Source organism: Pseudomonas bharatica (assembly GCF_048586865.1).
GTDB lineage: Bacteria > Pseudomonadota > Gammaproteobacteria > Pseudomonadales > Pseudomonadaceae > Aquipseudomonas > Aquipseudomonas bharatica.
Genome location: NZ_JBMAWR010000006.1, coordinates 64,700 through 82,689, shown reverse-complemented (window position 1 = coordinate 82,689; position 17,990 = coordinate 64,700). Strand labels below are relative to the sequence as shown.

General features: G+C 63.9%; 14 protein-coding genes. 6 read left to right on the top strand and 8 right to left on the bottom strand.

Translation table 11 applies throughout. The features are described 5' to 3' along the window. Positions 1-54 precede the first annotated feature (54 nt). The 3 genes from ACKLLE_RS09670 to ACKLLE_RS09660 are packed head-to-tail and all read left to right on the top strand — an operon-like array spanning position 55 to position 4,840. Positions 55-1,014: an HlyD family secretion protein gene (locus tag ACKLLE_RS09670; protein WP_080604712.1), complete on the top strand. Its 960-nt coding sequence runs from the start codon at positions 55-57 to the stop codon at positions 1,012-1,014. Next, positions 1,011-3,731, top strand: a complete 2,721-nt coding sequence (gene rbbA, locus ACKLLE_RS09665; protein ID WP_420057770.1) for a ribosome-associated ATPase/putative transporter RbbA — start codon at positions 1,011-1,013, stop codon at positions 3,729-3,731. Before ACKLLE_RS09670 ends, rbbA begins: the two co-directional genes overlap by 4 nt. Continuing rightward, positions 3,731-4,840 (top strand): ABC transporter permease, encoded by a 1,110-nt coding sequence (locus tag ACKLLE_RS09660; RefSeq protein WP_420057768.1) that lies wholly within the window; start codon positions 3,731-3,733, stop codon positions 4,838-4,840. The genes rbbA and ACKLLE_RS09660 overlap by 1 nt, the downstream gene beginning before the upstream one ends. On the opposite strand, the gene ACKLLE_RS09655 is transcribed toward ACKLLE_RS09660, so the two are convergent. After that, positions 4,841-5,248 carry a flagellar basal body-associated protein FliL gene (locus tag ACKLLE_RS09655; RefSeq protein WP_009395646.1) on the bottom strand — a complete coding sequence of 136 codons (408 nt, stop codon included), beginning with the start codon at positions 5,246-5,248 and terminating at the stop codon, positions 4,841-4,843. Positions 5,249-5,411: 163 nt separating this feature from the next. On the opposite strand from ACKLLE_RS09655, the gene ACKLLE_RS09650 reads away from it, so the two are divergent. Beyond that, positions 5,412-6,389, top strand: a complete 978-nt coding sequence (locus tag ACKLLE_RS09650) for an NADPH:quinone oxidoreductase family protein (RefSeq protein ID WP_064301105.1) — start codon at positions 5,412-5,414, stop codon at positions 6,387-6,389. A gap of 117 nt (positions 6,390-6,506) precedes the next feature. Here ACKLLE_RS09650 and ACKLLE_RS09645 read toward each other — a convergent pair whose 3' ends face one another. The 5 genes from ACKLLE_RS09645 to trxA form a co-directional block, all read right to left on the bottom strand. Continuing rightward, positions 6,507-7,157: a gamma-glutamylcyclotransferase gene (locus ACKLLE_RS09645; protein ID WP_420057766.1), complete on the bottom strand. Its 651-nt coding sequence runs from the start codon at positions 7,155-7,157 to the stop codon at positions 6,507-6,509. Between the two features lie 285 nt (positions 7,158-7,442). Continuing rightward, positions 7,443-8,411, bottom strand: coding sequence for a CDP-6-deoxy-delta-3,4-glucoseen reductase (locus ACKLLE_RS09640; protein ID WP_064301103.1), 969 nt, complete (start codon positions 8,409-8,411; stop codon positions 7,443-7,445). Then, the gene (gene ubiD / locus ACKLLE_RS09635) at positions 8,411-9,877 is read right to left on the bottom strand and encodes a 4-hydroxy-3-polyprenylbenzoate decarboxylase (RefSeq protein ID WP_009395653.1); all 1,467 of its coding nucleotides are present in this window, start codon (positions 9,875-9,877) and stop codon (positions 8,411-8,413) included. Before ubiD ends, ACKLLE_RS09640 begins: the two co-directional genes overlap by 1 nt. 127 nt (positions 9,878-10,004) lie before the next feature. Then, the gene (gene rho, locus ACKLLE_RS09630; RefSeq protein ID WP_009395654.1) at positions 10,005-11,264 is read right to left on the bottom strand and encodes a transcription termination factor Rho; all 1,260 of its coding nucleotides are present in this window, start codon (positions 11,262-11,264) and stop codon (positions 10,005-10,007) included. A gap of 227 nt (positions 11,265-11,491) precedes the next feature. Further along, complete coding sequence (trxA, locus tag ACKLLE_RS09625) at positions 11,492-11,818, bottom strand: thioredoxin TrxA (RefSeq protein ID WP_064301237.1); 327 nt, start codon at positions 11,816-11,818, stop codon at positions 11,492-11,494. A gap of 240 nt (positions 11,819-12,058) precedes the next feature. Here trxA and ppx point away from each other — a divergent pair, with 240 nt between their 5' ends. After that, positions 12,059-13,561, top strand: a complete 1,503-nt coding sequence (ppx, locus tag ACKLLE_RS09620; RefSeq protein ID WP_064301101.1) for an exopolyphosphatase — start codon at positions 12,059-12,061, stop codon at positions 13,559-13,561. Here ppx and ppk1 read toward each other — a convergent pair. Together ppk1 and hemB are read right to left on the bottom strand one after the other, a co-directional pair. Then, positions 13,548-15,713, bottom strand: a complete 2,166-nt coding sequence (ppk1, locus tag ACKLLE_RS09615; protein WP_420057867.1) for a polyphosphate kinase 1 — start codon at positions 15,711-15,713, stop codon at positions 13,548-13,550. The two genes, ppx and ppk1, sit on opposite strands and share 14 nt — an antisense overlap. 97 nt (positions 15,714-15,810) lie before the next feature. After that, complete coding sequence (gene hemB, locus ACKLLE_RS09610) at positions 15,811-16,821, bottom strand: porphobilinogen synthase (RefSeq protein ID WP_420057765.1); 1,011 nt, start codon at positions 16,819-16,821, stop codon at positions 15,811-15,813. 208 nt (positions 16,822-17,029) lie between these two features. Here hemB and ACKLLE_RS09605 point away from each other — a divergent pair, with 208 nt between their 5' ends. Beyond that, positions 17,030-17,665 carry a DedA family protein gene (locus tag ACKLLE_RS09605; RefSeq protein WP_081263055.1) on the top strand — a complete coding sequence of 212 codons (636 nt, stop codon included), beginning with the start codon at positions 17,030-17,032 and terminating at the stop codon, positions 17,663-17,665. Positions 17,666-17,990 lie beyond the last annotated feature (325 nt).

The window sequence follows — 17,990 nt, the reverse complement described above, 5'->3', positions numbered from 1 at the left end:
CAGGTGGTCCGTCACACTCTGACGCGTACGTAAGCAGGATGCGAAACCATGTCGATGAGCCAACATACACCCAGGATCTTCGCCGGCGCACTGATCGCGCTGCTGCTGGCGGCCGGAGGCCTGGGCTACTGGAAATCCCTGCATGACCGCCTGCCCGAGGGCCTGGCCATGGGCAACGGGCGACTCGAAGCCACCGAGGTGCAGATCGCCAGCAAAATCCCCGGGCGCCTTGCCGAAGTGCTGGTCGACGAAGGCGACAAGGTCGTCCGCGGCCAGCTCCTTGCCCGCATCGATACCCGTACCCTCGAAGCCCAGCGCAGCCAGGCCGAGGCCGAAGTCCTGCGGGCCCGGGAAAACTTCGCCGCCGCCCAGGCCACCGTGCAACTGCGCCAGAGCGAACAGTTGCTGGCCAGCCAGGAACTGAAGCGGATCAAGGAACTGTTCCAGCGCAAGTACGCCAGCCAACAGTTGCTCGATCAGCAACAGGCGCGCTTCGACACCAGCAATTCTGCAGTGGTCGCCGCCCGTGCACAGTTGGCGGCGATCAAGGCGGCGATCGGTGCGGCCGAGGCCCAGGTCGCCCAACTGACCAGCGAGATCGACGACAGCAGCCTGCGCGCGCCGCTCGACGGCGTGATCCAGCTGCGCCTGGCCGAGCCGGGCGAAGTGCTGGGTGCCGGCGGTCGCGTACTGCTGCTGATCGACCCCGGCGACCAGTACATGAACCTGTATCTGCCCGCATCGACCACCGGCCGCCTGACGGTCGGCGACGAGGCCCGCATCGTCCTCGACGCCCTTCCCGACCAGGCTCTGCCGGCGAAGATTGCCTTCGTCGCGGCCAAGGCGCAGTTCACCCCCAAACAGGTGGAAACCCGTGACGAGCGGCAGAAGCTGGTGTTCCGGGTGAAACTGCGCCTGACCACACCCGACGCGGTGCCCCAGGCCAAGCCCGGCATGCCCGGGGCCGGCTACGTGCGCACCACCTCCGTGGACTGGCCGGCCAACCTGCAATGAGCGCCCTGGCGCTGCGGGCGAGCGGGATCGATCACCGCTACGGCGCGCTGCAAGCCCTGCGCGACATCACCTTTGACCTGCCCGCCGGCACCCGCTGCGGGCTGATCGGCCCGGACGGCGCCGGCAAATCGACCTTGCTCGGCCTGATCGCCGGGGTAAAGCGCCTGCAGCAGGGCGAACTGGACGTCCTCGGCGGGCCGATCCGCAAGCGCTCGCACCGCGCCAGCCTGTACCCGCTGATCGCCTTCATGCCCCAGGGCCTGGGCGGCAACCTGTACCCGGACCTGTCGATCAGCGAGAACATCCGCTTTTTCGCCACCCTGTTCGGCCTGTCCCGCAGCGAATGCGATGCGCGCATGCAGACCCTGCTCGAAGCCACCGACCTCGCCCGCTTCGCCGAGCGCCCAGCGGGCAAGCTGTCCGGTGGCATGAAGCAGAAGCTCGGCCTGTGCTGCGCGCTGATCCACGAGCCGGACCTGCTGATCCTCGACGAACCCACCACGGGTGTCGATCCGCTGTCACGGCGGCGTTTCTGGGAGCTGGTGGAGCGTGTGCGCCAGCAGCGGCCGCAGCTGACGCTGCTGGTGGCGACGGCCTACATGGAGGAAGCCGAGCAGTTCGAACACTGCCTGATGCTCGACCGCGGCCGGTTGATCGCCGCCGGCCTGAGCAGCGAACTGGCCAGCGTCACCCCGGGCGGCAAGCTGGACGAAGCCTTCACCCATTTCCAGGGTGATCGTCGGCACGACGCCGAGCCCTTGCGGATTCCACCCCGGGACAGCCAGGACGACAGCATCGCCATCGAGGCCCATGAACTGACCTTGCGCTTCGGAGACTTCACCGCAGTGAACAAGGTGAGCTTCGCCATCGGTCGCGGCGAGATCTTCGGTTTCCTCGGGTCCAACGGTTGCGGCAAGACCACCACCATGAAGGTGCTCACCGGCCTGATGCCGGCCAGCGAAGGCAGCGCCACCCTGCTCGGCAGGCCGGTGGACGCCAGGGACCTGGCCACGCGCAAGCGGGTCGGCTTCATGTCGCAGAGTTTCTCGCTGTACGGCGAGCTCAGCGTGCGCCAGAACCTCGAGCTGCACGCCCGCCTGTTCGACCTGGACAAGGCCGACAGCACCCCACGGATCGCCGAACTGATCGAGCGCTTCGACCTTGGCGAGGTGGCCGACCAGCAGTCCGGCGCCCTGCCGCTGGGCCTGCGGCAACGCCTGTCGCTGGCCGTGGCGGTGCTGCATCGCCCGGAAGTGCTGATCCTCGACGAACCGACCTCGGGCGTCGATCCCGCCGCCCGCGACGACTTCTGGCGTTTGCTTGTCGAGCTGTCACGCGAGCAGGGCGTCACCATCTTCCTGTCCACCCACTTCATGAACGAAGCCTTGCGCTGCGATCGCATTTCGCTGATGCACGCCGGCACGGTGCTGGCCTGCGACACGCCAGCAGCGCTGCAGGTACGGTACGGCGGCGAGACGCTGGAGGACGCCTTCGTCACCTGCCTGGAACAGGCCCAGGGTGGCGCGCCGGATACACCGCAGGCCAATCTGGACAACCCTGCCGGCCCGGCCAGTCCGCCACCACGTCGCGGCTTCAGCCTGACCCGGCTGGTCGCGGTGGCCAGCCGCGAGGGCAAGGAGCTGCTGCGCGACAAGGTGCGCCTGGCCTTCGCCCTGGCCGGTGCGCTGTTCATGATGGTCATCTTCGGCCTCGGCATCTCACTGGATGTGGAGAACCTCGCGTTCGCCGTCTACGACCAGGACCAGAGCCCGCAAAGCCGGGCCTATCTGGAAGCCTTCCGCGGCTCGCGCTACTTCGCCGAACAACCGCCCATCCGCGACCCGCAGCAGTTGCACCAGCGCTTGCAACGTTCGGAGATCAAGCTGGCCCTGGAAATCCCGCCCGGTTTCGGGCGCGACCTGATGGCCGGGCGCCAACCAGTGGTCGCTGCCTGGCTCGACGGCGGCATGCCGTTCCGCGCCGAAACCAGCCGTAACTATGTCGAGGCAGTGCACCAGGCCAACCTCGAGCAACTGGCGGCCCTGAGCAGCCCGGCGCAACCGCGCCAGGCGGCGGTAAAACTGGAAACCCGGTTCCGCTACAACCAGGACGTGGTCAGCGTGAACGCCATCGGCCCGGGCGTGATGGCGCTGATCCTCGCCTTCATCCCGGCGATGCTCACCGCACTGGGCATCGTCCGGGAGAAAGAACTGGGCTCGATCACCAACTTCTACGCCACGCCCCTGACCCGCCTGGAATTTCTTCTCGGCAAACAGGTGCCGTACCTGGCGGTGAGCCTGGTCAACCTGGCCTTGCTGGTGGCAATGAACCGCTGGCTGTTCGGCGTACCGTTCAAGGGCAGCGCCCTGGCCCTGGCCTGCGGCGGCGTGCTGTACCTGCTGGCGACCACCAGCCTCGGCCTGCTGATTTCCGCCTTCACCCGCACCCAGATCGCGGCCATCCTCGGCACCATGATCCTCACCAGCCTGCCAACCATCCAGTTTTCCGGGCTGATCGTGCCGCGCTCGTCCCTCGACGGCTCGGCGGCGCTGATGGGCCAGTTGTTCCCGGCGGGCTACTTCCTCGACATCGCCGTCGGCACCTTCACCAAGGCCCTCGACCTGCGCGAGCTGTGGCCGCAGTGCCTCGCGCTGCTGGGCTTTTTCGCCGCGTTCACCGGGTTGAGCCTGGTCATGTTGAAGAAACAGGAGGCCTGATGCAGCGTCTCGCCCATATTCTGCGCCTGGGCCTGAAGGAACTGACCAGCCTGCGCCACGACAGCGTCCTGCTGCTGTTCCTGCTCTACGCCTTCAGCGTGGCCATCTACATGCCGGCGGCGGGCTCGGTGATCGGTGTGCATAACGCCAGTGTCGCGGTGGTCGACGAGGACCGCAGCCTGGTCTCGCGCAAGCTCGCCGAAGCCCTGCAACCACCGGAGTTCCAGGCGGCGGTGCCGCTCGCCTACGAGCAGATGGACCGCAGCCTGGACCACGGCCTGTTCACCTTCGTCATCAATATCCCGGTGAATTTCCATACCGACCTGCTGGCCGGGCGCTCCCCGGAAATCCAGATCAATGTCGACGCCACGGCAATGAGCCAGGCGTTCATGGGCGCGGGCTACATTGCACGGATCTTCGAACGCGAGCTGCTCGACTACGCCAACGCCGCCAATCGCCCGCCGATCCAGCTGGAACCGCGGGCGCTGTTCAATCCCAACCTGGAGGGCGGCTGGTTCCTCGCGGTGATCCAGATCATCAACAACATCACCATCCTTGCCATCGTCCTGACCGGCACCGCGCTGCTGCGCGAACGCGAGCACGGCACTCTCGATCACCTGCTGGTGCTGCCGCTGACGGCAGTGGAAATCATGCTGGCGAAAATCGCCAGCAACGCGCTGGTGGTCGTGCTGTGCACCTGGGTGTCGCTGGAAGTGATCGTGAAGTGGGCTTTGGGCGTGCCGCTGGCGGGCTCGCTGGGGCTGTTTCTCGGAGTGACCGCACTGTATCTGTTCGCCAGCACCGCGCTGGGGATCTTCCTCGCGACCCTGGCACGTTCGACACCGCAGTTCGGCCTGCTGGCGATTCCGGTGATCATCCCGATGCTGCTGCTCTCGGGGGGCAGCACGCCGCTGGACAGCATGCCGCAATGGTTGCAATGGGTGATGCAGCTATCGCCTTCGACCCACTTCGTCAGCCTCGGCGCCGCCATCCTGTTCCGCGACGCCGGAGTCAACGTGGTCTGGCCGGACCTGCTGGCCCTGGCGGCGATCGGCCTGGCGTTCTTCGCGATCGCCCTGGCGCGCTTTCGCCGCAGCCTGGCCTCGTGACTACTGGACGATCAGGTTGTTGAACAGCAGGTCTTCGACGACCGGGCGGCCTTCTTCGTTTTCCAGCACCTGCTGGACCTGCTTGAGGGCTTCCTGGCGCAGCTTTTCCTTGGCCTCGACATTGCTCATGGCATCCAGCGGCTGCTGGGTGAACAGCGCCACCAGCTGGTTGCGGATCAGCGGCTCGTGGTGCTTGACCGCGGCAGCATCGGCGTCGCCGGTGACCTTGAGCGCCACGTCGGCCTTGTACACCCGCAGGCGCGGGCTGCCGTCGAGGGCGTAGTTGCCGACGAATGGCGGGTTCAGACTGACATAGGACACCTTGGGCGCCGCGCCTTCCTTCTCTTCTTCGGCCATTGCCGCTGCTGGCAGCATCAGTGCCAGTACCACCAGGATCCACGCTTTCACGAACTCGCTCCTCGAAACAATGGGTCGCCAGCATACCCAGCGCGCCTGGCAAACCCAAGCCCGGGCTGGCTTATGCCGGCCTATTCAGGCCAGGCCATGCTCGTTGACCCGGCCCCTCGCCTACCTACACTTATCGGCCACCCCTCGCAAAGGAATAGCCCCGATGAAAGCCTTGTTGTGCAAAGCCCATGGTCCGGCCAGCGACCTGGTGCTGGAAGAGGTCGCCAGCCCGGCACCGAAGAAGAACGAGATCCTCCTGGACGTGCACGCAGCCAGCGTCAATTTCCCTGACACCCTGATCATCGAAGGCAAGTACCAGTTCAAGCCGCCCCTGCCGTTTTCGCCTGGTGGCGAAGCGGCAGGGGTGGTCAGCGCAGCCGGGGAAAGCGCTGGCGGCTTCAAGGCCGGCGACCGGGTCATGGCCCTGACCGGCTGGGGCAGTTTCGCCGAGCAGGTGGCGGTGCCGGCCTATAACGTGATGCCGATTCCCGAAGGCATGGACTTCGTCACCGCATCGGCCTTCGGCATGACCTACGGCACGTCGATGCACGCCTTGCGCCAGCGTGGCCAATTGCAGCCGGGCGAGACCCTGCTGGTGCTGGGCGCCTCGGGCGGTGTCGGGCTGGCGGCGGTGGAAATCGGCAAGGCCATGGGCGCGCGGGTAATCGCGGCCGCCAGCAGCGCGGACAAGCTGGAGACCGCCAGGGCCGCCGGGGCGGATGAGCTGATCGACTACAGCCAGGCCAGCCTCAAGGACGAAATCAAGCGCCTGACCGCCGGCAAGGGCGTCGATGTGATCTACGACCCGGTCGGCGGCGACCTGTTCGACCAGGCCGTGCGTGGCCTGGCGTGGAACGGACGGCTGCTGGTGGTGGGCTTTGCCAGCGGGCGGATTCCCGAGTTGCCGGTGAACCTGGTGCTGCTCAAGGGCGGCGCGGTGCTTGGCGTGTTCTGGGGATCGTTCGCCCAGCGCCAGCCGGCGGACAATGCGGCGAACTTCCAGCAGTTGTTCACCTGGTTTGCCGAAGGGAAGCTGAAACCGCTGGTGTCGAAGACCTATCCACTGGCGGAGGCCGGGGAAGCGATCGAGCAACTGGCTAGCCGCAAGGCGGTGGGCAAGTTGGTAATCAAAGTCCGTTAAGACGACGCGGACCTTGTGGGAGCGGGTTTAACCGAGATTGCGATAGTGAAGTCACCATAGCAATCGCGGCGGTTCGGCGCTCCGATGAACCCGCTCCCACAGGGTCCGCGCTCGACTTTAACGCTCCTGCTGGGAATGACAGCGCCGGTACCGCGCCTCAAGGTTGCGGTCCGGCATCGCATGGCTGCGCAACGCTTCCAGGGTTTGCTCCACATACTCCCGGGTGGTGCCGTAGCGCCCCTTGGCGCTGGCGAGGATGTGCGTGAGCAGGCTGTCCGGCAGGTTCCCCGCATAGCAAGGCAGGTGCCGCTCCAGCACGAAGCCCAGGGCCTGGACCTTGCTGCCGTCATCCAGCCGGCAGTTGAGCCAATGCGGCTTGTAGGCCGGGTATGGCATCTCCCGCTGCCACAGCGCCAGCAGCGAGTCCTGCAAGGTTTCTTCGGGCAGGCGATAGGCGAAACCGCTGCACGAACCGCCTCGGTCGAGCCCGAACACCAGCCCCGGGCACTCCGGTGTGCCGCGATGCTCGTGGGACCAGAGGTACAGCCCGCGGTGATAGCCATGCACGCGCCCACGGCGCCGCTCGGTCGATTGGCATTCCGGACGCCAGATCAACGAACCGTAGGCGAACAGCCAGACCGGCCCGCCATGATGCAAGGCCATGGTCTTTTCGACCGATTCAAGAAGTTGTTCCCGGGACAATTGCTGTCCGAAATCCAGCACCGGGGGATACGCCTGGGGGAAAGGTGCAGGTTCAAGTACCGACATAGCCGCCGCCAAAGATCCTCGTGAAATACCGAAGTACCTCACTATAAAGCCAACACTCTCGTTGAACACTTACCGTACGGCAGATAGCGGTGCGTTAACAAGCCCCGTTGCGCTCAGAGCCCGTGAATTCGGGCATTTCGGAATATTCGACTGTACTTTTGCAAGTGTAGCGATAGTTTTTCACGTTGCGCGCAACACTGAATAAATGCCCGTCCTTATAAGCTTTACTTGCGCAGTTGGTTATTTACCTCAGGCGCGCCATTGCAACGCGCCTTATTACCGAAGTTACCCCCGAGGGGCATAAGCGAATACATCGGCACGCATCTGGTGCGCGTCCATGCCGGCTTCGACCAGGGCGTCGAGGGTTGCATAGACCATGTTCGGCGAACCACTGGCATAGACATGGACCGGCGACAGGTCGTCGATATCCTCGCAGACCGCCTCATGCAACAGGCCGCAGCGCCCTGTCCAGCCGCACTGATCGCTGACCACCTGGTGCAGGAACAGGTTGGGCAGTTGCTGCCACTGCGCCCACGCCTCGATCTCGTAGAAGTCCTCGGGCCGGCGCACGCCCCAGTACAGATGCACCGGATGCGCGAACCCCTGCACCCGACAGTGCTCGATCAGGCTGTGCATCTGCGCCATGCCGGTGCCGGCGGCGATCAGCACCAGCGGACCATCGGGCAGTTCGGCCAGGTGGGTATCGCCGAAGGGCATCTCGATCCGGGCCATGCCGTTGCGCTGCAACTGGGCGACCAGGTCTACCGCGCTTTTCTCGCGGGCCAGCACATGCAATTCGAGATCGCGGCCGCTGTGCGGCGCCGAAGCCAGGGAAAAGGCCGCCTTGTCCCCGCCGTCGCGCTCGATCATCAGGTATTGCCCGGCGTGGTAGCGCGGCGGCTTGCCGGCCGGCGCGCGCAGACGGACGCGATAGACATCGCCGCCAACCGGCGCACATTCACTGAGCTGGCAGGCCAGCTTGCGCACCGGCAGCTCACCGAGGGCGAGCACGCCATCCCAGAGCAGCACGCAGTCTTCCAGCGGCTCGGCGATGCAGGTGAACAGCTCACCGTGATCGCGCACCTCGCCGTTCTGGCGCACGCGACCCTCCACCAGCAAGGCGGCGCAAACATGGCAGTTGCCGTTGCGACAGCTCTGCGGGCAGTCGTAACCCAGGCGCTGCGCCGCTTCCAGAATCCTCTCGCCGGGGGTGACGGTCATCACCGCCCCGGACGGCTGCAAGGTCACCTGCATCAATCTATTCCCAACTGGTTCCACAATTCATCGATCCGCTTGGTCACGGCTTCGTCCTTGACGATGACCCGGCCCCATTCGCGGCTGGTTTCACCCGGCCACTTGTTGGTGGCATCCAGGCCCATCTTCGAGCCGAGGCCCGAGACCGGCGAGGCGAAGTCCAGGTAGTCGATCGGGGTGTTGTCGATCATCACCGTATCGCGCTTGGGGTCCATGCGCGTGGTGATGGCCCAGATCACGTCGTTCCAGTCCCGCGCATTGACATCGTCGTCGGTGACGATAACGAACTTGGTGTACATGAACTGTCGCAGGAACGACCACACCCCCAGCATTACGCGCTTGGCGTGGCCCGGGTACTGCTTCTTCATGGTCACCACCGCCATGCGGTACGAGCAGCCTTCGGGCGGCAGGTAGAAGTCGGTGATCTCGGGGAACTGCTTCTGCAGGATCGGCACGAACACCTCGTTCAGCGCCACACCGAGGATCGCCGGCTCATCCGGCGGCCGGCCGGTGTAGGTGCTGTGGTAGATCGGCTTGGTGCGGTGGGTGATGCGCTCGATGGTGAACACCGGGAAGCTGTCGACTTCGTTGTAGTAGCCGGTGTGGTCGCCATACGGGCCTTCCGGCGCGGTTTCGCCCGGATGGATCACGCCTTCGAGGATGATCTCGGCAGTGGCCGGAACCTGCAGGTCGCTGCCGCGGCATTTCACCAGCTCGGTACGGTTGCCGCGCAGCAGGCCGGCGAAGGCGTATTCGGAAAGGGTGTCGGGTACCGGGGTGACGGCGCCGAGGATGGTCGCCGGGTCGGCACCCAGGGCCACGGCCACCGGGAACGGCTTGCCGGGGTTCTTCTCGCACCACTCGCGGTAGTCGAGGGCGCCGCCACGGTGGCTCAGCCAGCGCATGATCACCTTGTTGCGGCCAATCACCTGCTGGCGGTAGATGCCGAGGTTCTGGCGCTCCTTGTTCGGTCCGCGGGTGACGGTCAGGCCCCAGGTGATCAGCGGCGCTACGTCGCCCGGCCAGCAATGCTGGATCGGCAGCATGCCCAGGTCGACGTCGTCGCCTTCGATAACCACTTCGTGGCAGGGCGCATCCTTGACCACCTTCGGCGCCATGGACACGACCTTCTTGAAGATCGGCAGTTTCGACCAGGCGTCCTTCAAGCCTTTCGGCGGCTCTGGCTCCTTGAGGAAAGCCAGCAGCTTGCCGATCTCGCGCAATTCGCTGACCGACTCGGCACCCATGCCCATGGCCACCCGTTCCGGAGTACCGAACAGGTTGCCCAGCACGGGGATGTCGTAACCGGTGGGACGTTCGAACAACAGTGCCGGCCCCTTGGCCCGCAGCGTGCGGTCGCAGACTTCAGTCATTTCCAGGACCGGCGAAATGGGGACCTGGATGCGCTTGAGTTCAGAGCGCTGCTCCAGGCCACGGATAAAGTCGCGCAAATCGCGATACTGCATGCGTGAGCCTCGTATTGGCCGTATCGGTCGGGGTGGGCAGTGTAACGTCGATCCGAGCCGGTCAGAATAGCGTTTATGACAGATAGCAAAAAGCCGGGTTTCCCCGGCTCTTGCATACAGCGAGTGCTTACTTGCGCTTCATCGACAGGAAGAACTCGTCGTTGGTCTTGGTCTGCTTGAGCTTGTCGACCAGGAACTCGATGGCGGCGATCTCGTCCATCGGGTGCAGCAGCTTGCGCAGGATCCACATGCGCTGCAGTTCGTCGTCGGCGGTCAGCAGCTCTTCGCGGCGGGTACCCGAACGGTTGATGTTGATGGCCGGGAACACACGCTTCTCGGCGATGCGACGGTCCAGGGGCAGTTCCATGTTGCCGGTACCCTTGAACTCCTCGTAGATCACTTCGTCCATCTTCGAGCCGGTTTCGACCAGCGCGGTGGCGATGATGGTCAGCGAGCCGCCTTCCTCGATATTACGCGCGGCACCGAAGAAGCGCTTCGGCTTCTCCAGGGCGTGGGCGTCGACACCACCGGTCAGGACCTTGCCGGAGCTCGGGATCACGGTGTTGTAGGCGCGGGCCAGGCGGGTGATGGAGTCGAGCAGGATGACCACGTCCTTCTTGTGCTCGACCAGGCGCTTGGCCTTCTCGATGACCATTTCGGCCACTTGCACGTGACGGGTCGGCGGCTCGTCGAAGGTCGAGGCGACCACTTCGCCGCGCACGGTGCGCTGCATCTCGGTCACTTCTTCCGGGCGCTCGTCGATCAGCAGGACGATCAGGTGGCACTCGGGATTGTTGCGGGTGATGTTCGCCGCGATGTTCTGCAGCATGATGGTCTTGCCCGCTTTCGGCGGGGCGACGATCAGGCCGCGCTGGCCCTTGCCGATCGGGGCGCAGAGGTCGATCACGCGGCCGGTGAGGTCTTCGGTGGAACCGTTGCCGGCTTCCATCTTCAGGCGCTCGTTGGGGAACAGCGGCGTCAGGTTTTCGAACAGGATCTTGTTCTTCGCGTTTTCCGGACGGTCGAAGTTGATGGTGTCGACCTTCAGCAGCGCGAAGTAACGCTCGCCCTCTTTCGGCGGCCGGATCTTGCCGACGATGGTGTCGCCGGTGCGCAGGTTGAAACGACGGATCTGGCTGGGCGAGACATAGATGTCGTCAGGGCCGGCCAGGTAGGAGGAGTCCGCCGAACGCAGGAAGCCGAAACCGTCCTGGAGAATCTCCAGCACGCCGTCACCGGAGATTTCCTCGCCGCTTTTCGCGTGCTTTTTCAGCAGGGAGAAAATCACATCCTGCTTGCGCGAACGGGCCATATTTTCTATGCCCATCTGTTCGGCCATTTCGAGCAGATCGGTAATCGGCTTTTGCTTGAGTTCAGTCAGGTTCATAAGGGGAATGGAGTAATCATGTAAGAAAGGAGAGATTAAGCATCTGGCTTAATGAAGCCGCGCCGCGGGAGGCGAATGATCGCGTACTGAATTCGAATTGGAATGCGGCGACGGGCGTGCAGGGGGCACTGGAGAGTCAGTGCGAGGCCGAATGTAACACCTGCTTTTTCTGGCGTCTAGTCACCAGAAAGAGAAAAGCCCCGACGAATGCGGGGCTTTTTCGAGGCTCAGAGATTGGCGTCGAGGAAGGCTGCCAGCTGCGACTTGGACAGCGCGCCGACCTTGGTAGCCTCGACATTGCCGTTCTTGAACAGCATCAGGGTCGGGATACCACGAACGCCGTGCTTGCCCGGGGTTTCGGCGTTTTCGTCGATGTTCAGCTTGGCGACGGTCAGCTTGCCCGCGTAGGTCTCGGCGATCTCGTCCAGAACAGGAGCGATCATTTTGCAAGGACCGCACCATTCAGCCCAGTAGTCCACCAGTACAGGGCCTTCGGCCTTCAGCACGTCGACCTCGAAAGAGGCGTCGGTGACATGTTTGATAAGATCGCTCATGGAAATCTCCAAGTTCGGAAGCAAAAAAACGTCGCTCATCATAGCCGCCCTGCCAGCCGACAGGAAGTCGCAATCGATTGAGTCTAACTATGATAGTTGATGATTTGCCGAATCGACTGTCACACAAAAGACACAATTCCTACGCGAAACTGCGCCATATCAAGCCCAGGATTGCCGCGCGTTGGCGTATGACGTCTATCGTGGCAGGATTGCCGGGTTAACGACCGAGAAGCCACTACCATGCCCCACTCCTCCGCCAAGAACCTTTCCCTGATCGCCGCCATCGACCTGGGCTCCAACAGTTTCCATATGGTTGTAGCCAAGGCCCATCACAGCGAGATCCGCATTCTGGAGCGCAATGGCGAGAAGGTCCAACTGGCGGCCGGTATCAATGAAGAACGCCATCTCAGCGAAGAGTCCATGCAGCGCGGCCTCGACTGCCTGAAGCGCTTTTCCCAACTGATCAACGGCATGCCGCAGGGCTCGGTGCGCATCGTCGGCACCAACGCCCTGCGCGAAGCGCGCAACCGCGGCGAATTCATCCGCCGCGCCGAAGAAATCCTCGGCCACCCGGTGGAAGTGATTTCCGGTCGCGAGGAAGCCCGCCTCATTTACCTGGGCGTTTCCCATACCCTCGCCGATACGCCGGGCAAGCGCCTGGTCGCCGATATCGGCGGCGGCAGCACCGAATTCATCATCGGCCAGCGTTTCGAACCGCTGCTGCGCGAAAGCCTGCAGATGGGCTGCGTCAGCTTCACCCAGCGTTATTTCCGCGACGGCAAGATCACCCCGGCGCGCTACGCCCAGGCCTATACCGCAGCACGCCTGGAACTGATGAGCATCGAAGGCGCACTGCACCGCCTGGGCTGGGACGAAGCCATCGGTTCCTCCGGCACCATCCGCGCCATCGGCTCGGCGATCAAGGCGGCTGGCCTGGGCAGCGGCGAAGTCAACGCCGAAGGCCTGGCCTGGCTCAAGCGCAAGCTGTTCAAACTGGGCGAGACCGACAGGATCGACTTCGAGGGGGTCAAGCCCGATCGCCGGACGATCTTCCCGGCGGGCCTGGCGATCCTCGAGGCCATCTTCGACGCCCTCGAACTGCAACGCATGGACCATTGCGACGGCGCCCTGCGCGAAGGCGTGCTGTACGACCTGCTCGGTCGCCATCACCATGAGGACGTGCGCGAGCGCACCCTCACCTCGCTGATGGAGCGCTATCACGTCGACCAGGGCCAGGCCGCGCGGGTCGAGCGCAAGGCGCTGCATGCCTTCGACCAGGTGGCCAAGGCGTGGGATCTTGAAGAAGGAATCTGGCGCGAACTGCTGGGCTGGGCGGCCAAGGTGCACGAAGTGGGGCTGGACATCGCCCACTATCACTACCACAAGCACGGCGCCTACCTGATCGAACACTCCGACCTGGCCGGCTTCTCTCGCGAAGACCAGCAAATGCTGGCCCTGCTGGTACGCGGCCATCGCCGCAACATCCCCAGGGACAAGTTCGCCGAGTTCGGCGACGAAGGCACCAAGCTGATCCGCCTGTGCGTGCTGCTGCGCTTCGCCATCCTCTTCCACCACATCCGCGGCAACCAGCAAATGCCGAAGGTGCAGTTGCAAGCCAACGAAAACAGCCTGGACGTGGCCTTCCCCGATGGCTGGCTGCAGGAGAACCAGCTGACCCGGGCCGACTTCGAGCAGGAAGCCGAGTGGCTGACCCGGGTAGGCTTCGTCCTCAGCGTACGCTGAGGACCGGGTTGCTCAGGCGCTCCAGCAGGGTCGCCTGGGCACTGCGCGGGTTCTGGTTGCCGGTCGGCGAGCTGCGTACGTAGCGCCCGTCCGGTTGCAGGATCCAGGCGTGGGTATTGTCGGTCAGGTACCCTTCCAGCTCCTTCTTCACCCGCAGCAGCAATTTCTTGCCTTCCACCGGGAAGCAGGTCTCGACGCGCTTGTCGAGGTTGCGCTCCATCCAGTCGGCACTCGACAGGAAAATCTGCTCGTCGCCGCCATTGAGGAAGTAGAACACCCGCGTGTGCTCGAGGAAGCGGCCGATGATCGAACGCACATGGATGTTGTGCGAAACCCCGGCGATACCCGGACGCAGGCAGCACATGCCGCGCACTACCAGGTCGATGCGCACACCGGACTGGCTGGCCTTGTACAGCGCGCGGATGATCTTCGGATCGGTCAGCGAGTTGAACTTGGCAATGATGTGCGCCGGCTTGCCGTCCAGGGCGAACTGGGTCTCCCGGGCAATCATGTCGAGCATGCCCTTCTTCAGGGTGAAGGGCGCATGCAGCAGCTTCTTCATGCGCAGGGTCTTGCCCATGCCGATCAACTGGCTGAACAGCTTGCCGACGTCTTCGCACAGGGCGTCGTCGGAGGTCAGCAGGCTGTAGTCGGTGTACAAGCGCGCATTGCCGGCGTGGTAGTTACCGGTGCCCAGGTGCGCGTAGCGGACGATCTCGCCGGCTTCGCGACGCAGGATCAGCATCATCTTGGCGTGGGTCTTGAACCCGACCACGCCATAGATCACCACGGCACCAGCGGCTTGCAGACGGCTGGCCATCTGCAGGTTGGACTCTTCGTCGAAGCGCGCGCGCAGTTCGATGACCGCAGTGACTTCCTTGCCGTTACGCGCGGCGTCCACCAGGGCATCGACGATTTCCGAGTTGGCGCCGCTGCGGTACAGGGTCTGGCGCACGGCAAGAACGTGGGGGTCCTTGGCGGCCTGGCGCAACATGTCCACCACCGGTGTGAACGATTCGAACGGGTGCATCAGCAGGATGTCCTGCTTGCCCACCACGCTGAAGATGTTCTCGCTGTTCTGCAGCAGCTTGGGAATCGCCGGCGTGAACGGTGTGTATTGCAGCTCCGGGTGGCTGTCCAGGCCAGTGATGCTGAACAGGCGGGTCAGGTTGACCGGGCCGTTCACTTGGTACAGCTCGCTCTCGCTCAGGCTGAACTGTTTGAGCAGATAGTCGGACAGGTGTTTCGGGCAGGTGTCGGCGACTTCCAGACGCACCGCATCACCGTAGCGACGGGAGAACAGCTCGCCGCGCAGCGCGCGGGCCAGGTCTTCCACGTCTTCGGAATCCAGTGCCAGGTCGGCGTTACGGGTCAGGCGGAACTGGTAGCAGCCCTTGACCTTCATGCCCTGGAACAGGTCGTCGGCGTGCGCATGGATCATCGACGAGAGGAATACATAGTTGTCGCCAGGGCCGCCGACCTCCTCGGGCACACGGATGATCCGCGGCAGCAGGCGCGGCGCCGGGATGATCGCCAGCCCGGAATCGCGGCCGAAGGCATCGACACCTTCCAGCTCGACGATGAAGTTCAGGCTCTTGTTCACCAGCAGCGGGAACGGGTGGGTCGGATCCAGGCCGATCGGCGTGATGATCGGCGCGATCTCGTCGCGGAAGAAGCGGCGCACCCAGGTCTTCAGCTTGGCGGTCCAGTGCCGGCGACGGATAAAGCGAATCTGGTGCTTTTCCAGTTCCGGCAGCAACACATCGTTGAGGATGGCGTACTGGCGCTGAACTTCGCTGTGCACCAGGTCGCTGATCCGCGCCAGCGCCTGGTGCGGCTGCAGGCCGTCGGCGCCGGCCTGTTCGCGGGCGAAGGTGATCTGTTTCTTCAGGCCCGCAACACGAATTTCGAAGAACTCGTCCAGGTTGCTGGAGAAGATCAGCAGGAATTTCAGCCGCTCCAGCAAGGGGTAGGACTCATCCAGCGCCTGTTCCAGCACCCGGATGTTGAACTGCAGCTGCGACAGCTCGCGATGGATATAAAGACTGCTGTCGTCCAGGCCCGGGATCGCCACGGCCGGCACCGGCGCAGCGGCCGCCGTTTCCGCGGAGACGACCGGAACCGCAGCGGGCTCCGGCGGGGTTTCCAGCATCGGCTCGGGAATGACCGGCCCTTCCTTCACATCCTTGATGTCCTTAACCGCAGCTTCGATCAGTGCTTCGTTATTCATATTGCGTTCCTGAAGGGCGTTACTGCCCTCTCATCAATTGTGCGGCGCGCACAGCGAAATACGTGAGAATGCCGTCGGCACCCGCGCGCTTGAAGGCGGTGAGCGATTCGAGAATGACGCCCTCGGACAGCCAGCCATTCTGGATCGCCGCCATGTGCATCGCGTATTCGCCGCTGACCTGGTAAACGAAGGTCGGCACCTTGAACTCGTCCTTGACCCGCTGAAGGATATCCAGATACGGCATGCCTGGCTTGACCATGACCATATCGGCGCCTTCGCTGAGGTCGGCCGCCACTTCATGCAGCGCCTCGTTGGTATTGGCCGGGTCCATCTGGTAGGAGGCCTTGTTGGCCTTGCCCAGGTTGAGCGCCGAACCGACCGCATCGCGGAACGGACCATAATAGGCGCTAGCGTACTTGGCCGAGTAGGCCATGATGCGCACGTTGACATGGCCGGCCACTTCCAGGGCCTCGCGGATCGCCTGGATGCGACCGTCCATCATGTCCGACGGCGCGACCACCTGGGCGCCGGCGTCGGCATGGGACAGCGCCTGGCGGACCAGGACATCGACGGTGATGTCGTTCTGGACGTAACCCTCTTCATCGAGGATGCCGTCCTGGCCGTGGGTGGTGAACGGGTCGAGAGCGACGTCGGTGATCACCCCCAACTCCGGGAAACGCGCGCGCAGCGCACGGGTAGCGCGCTGGGCAATGCCCTCGGGGTTCCAGGCTTCGGCACCATCGAGGGATTTCTTCTCGGCAGGGGTTACCGGGAACAGGGCCAGGGCCGGAATGCCCAGTTCGACCCATTCGGCCGCCGCTTCCAGCAGCAGGTCGATGCTCAAGCGCTCGACGCCCGGCATGGACGCGACTTCCTCGCGACGGTTCTCACCATCGAGAACGAAGACCGGCAGGATCAGGTCATCGACTGTCAGAACATTCTCACGAACCAGGCGACGGGAAAAATCGTCGCGGCGATTGCGACGCAGGCGGGTAGCGGGAAACAGGCGATTGGCAGGGGTAAAGCTCACGGCAGACTCCTGAGCCCGCATGGACAGGCGGGCGCGACAGTTATAAGCGGCCATTATGACGCTTGTGTGACAGGCGGGGACAACCCTGCGACCTACAGACGCAGTCATTGTCCCTTGTAGGAATTGTTCACGTCGAGACACATTTGGACACTTTCCCCGAAGGCCATGAAGGGGTAGGCTGCGCGTTCATTTCGCCAGCATCCAGAAAATGCTCCAACAATTCCTGCAAGATTTTGGCTACTTTGCCCTTTTTCTAGGTACGTTCTTTGAAGGCGAGACCATCCTGGTGCTGGCCGGATTCCTGGCGTTCCGCGGATACATGGATATCAACCTGGTGGTGCTGGTGGCCTTCTTCGGCAGCTACGCCGGCGACCAGCTCTGGTACTTCATGGGGCGTCGCCATGGACGCAAACTGCTGGCGCGCAAACCACGCTGGCAAATGATGGGCGACCGCGCACTGGAGCATGTGCGCCGCCATCCCGACATCTGGGTGCTGAGTTTCCGCTTCGTCTACGGCCTGCGCACGGTGATGCCGGTGGCCATCGGCCTGTCCGGTTATCCACCGCGCCGCTACCTGCTGCTCAATGGCATCGGCGCAGCCATCTGGGCCCTGGCCCTTGGCGCAGCCGCCTACCACTTCGGCGCGATCCTCGAAGGGCTGCTGGGCAATGTGAAAAAGTACGAGCTATGGGTGCTTGGCGGTCTGCTGGTGCTGGGCGGCCTGCTGTGGTTGCGCCGACGCTTCAAGGCTGCGCGCATCGCCAAACAGCAAGCGCAGGCCCAGCAGGCTGAGCAGCCCGTAGGCGAGCAGAACGACCCATCCCAGGACGGTGACCGGCGCTAGACCGGCCCACCCGGCCAGCGCGTAGGCCGGCAGGTTCAGCGCCAGGCGCAGCACTTCCAGCTTCAGCGCCCAGGGACGGTTCTCCAATGCCGTCCCCAGCACGAACAACCCAAACCCGATCACCAGCGCGCCCAGCCACAATGCGGGAAGCGACAGATGCGGGCCCGCGTTCATCAGATAGCTGCCCAGCGCCACGTACACAACGAACTGCAGCACTATATAGAGCTGTCGCGACCAGGCCAGGGGCACCTCGAATTTCCGGAAATTCGCCAGGTCCTGCCCAGCCTGTGGATAACGTTGCGCCACATCCCCCGGTCGCCAGCCG

What these genes read in the sequence shown, in the direction of transcription:
- ACKLLE_RS09670 (WP_080604712.1), top strand. Translation starts at nt 55, where the DNA reads ATGAGCCAACATACACCCAGGATCTTCGCCGGCGCACTGATCGCGCTG.
- rbbA (WP_420057770.1), top strand. Translation starts at nt 1,011, where the DNA reads ATGAGCGCCCTGGCGCTGCGGGCGAGCGGGATCGATCACCGCTACGGC.
- ACKLLE_RS09660 (WP_420057768.1), top strand. Translation starts at nt 3,731, where the DNA reads ATGCAGCGTCTCGCCCATATTCTGCGCCTGGGCCTGAAGGAACTGACC.
- ACKLLE_RS09650 (WP_064301105.1), top strand. Translation starts at nt 5,412, where the DNA reads ATGAAAGCCTTGTTGTGCAAAGCCCATGGTCCGGCCAGCGACCTGGTG.
- ACKLLE_RS09645 (WP_420057766.1), bottom strand. Translation starts at nt 7,157, where the DNA reads ATGTCGGTACTTGAACCTGCACCTTTCCCCCAGGCGTATCCCCCGGTG.
- ACKLLE_RS09640 (WP_064301103.1), bottom strand. Translation starts at nt 8,411, where the DNA reads ATGCAGGTGACCTTGCAGCCGTCCGGGGCGGTGATGACCGTCACCCCC.
- ubiD (WP_009395653.1), bottom strand. Translation starts at nt 9,877, where the DNA reads ATGCAGTATCGCGATTTGCGCGACTTTATCCGTGGCCTGGAGCAGCGC.
- rho (WP_009395654.1), bottom strand. Translation starts at nt 11,264, where the DNA reads ATGAACCTGACTGAACTCAAGCAAAAGCCGATTACCGATCTGCTCGAA.
- trxA (WP_064301237.1), bottom strand. Translation starts at nt 11,818, where the DNA reads ATGAGCGATCTTATCAAACATGTCACCGACGCCTCTTTCGAGGTCGAC.
- ppx (WP_064301101.1), top strand. Translation starts at nt 12,059, where the DNA reads ATGCCCCACTCCTCCGCCAAGAACCTTTCCCTGATCGCCGCCATCGAC.
- ppk1 (WP_420057867.1), bottom strand. Translation starts at nt 15,713, where the DNA reads ATGCTGGAAACCCCGCCGGAGCCCGCTGCGGTTCCGGTCGTCTCCGCG.
- ACKLLE_RS09605 (WP_081263055.1), top strand. Translation starts at nt 17,030, where the DNA reads ATGCTCCAACAATTCCTGCAAGATTTTGGCTACTTTGCCCTTTTTCTA.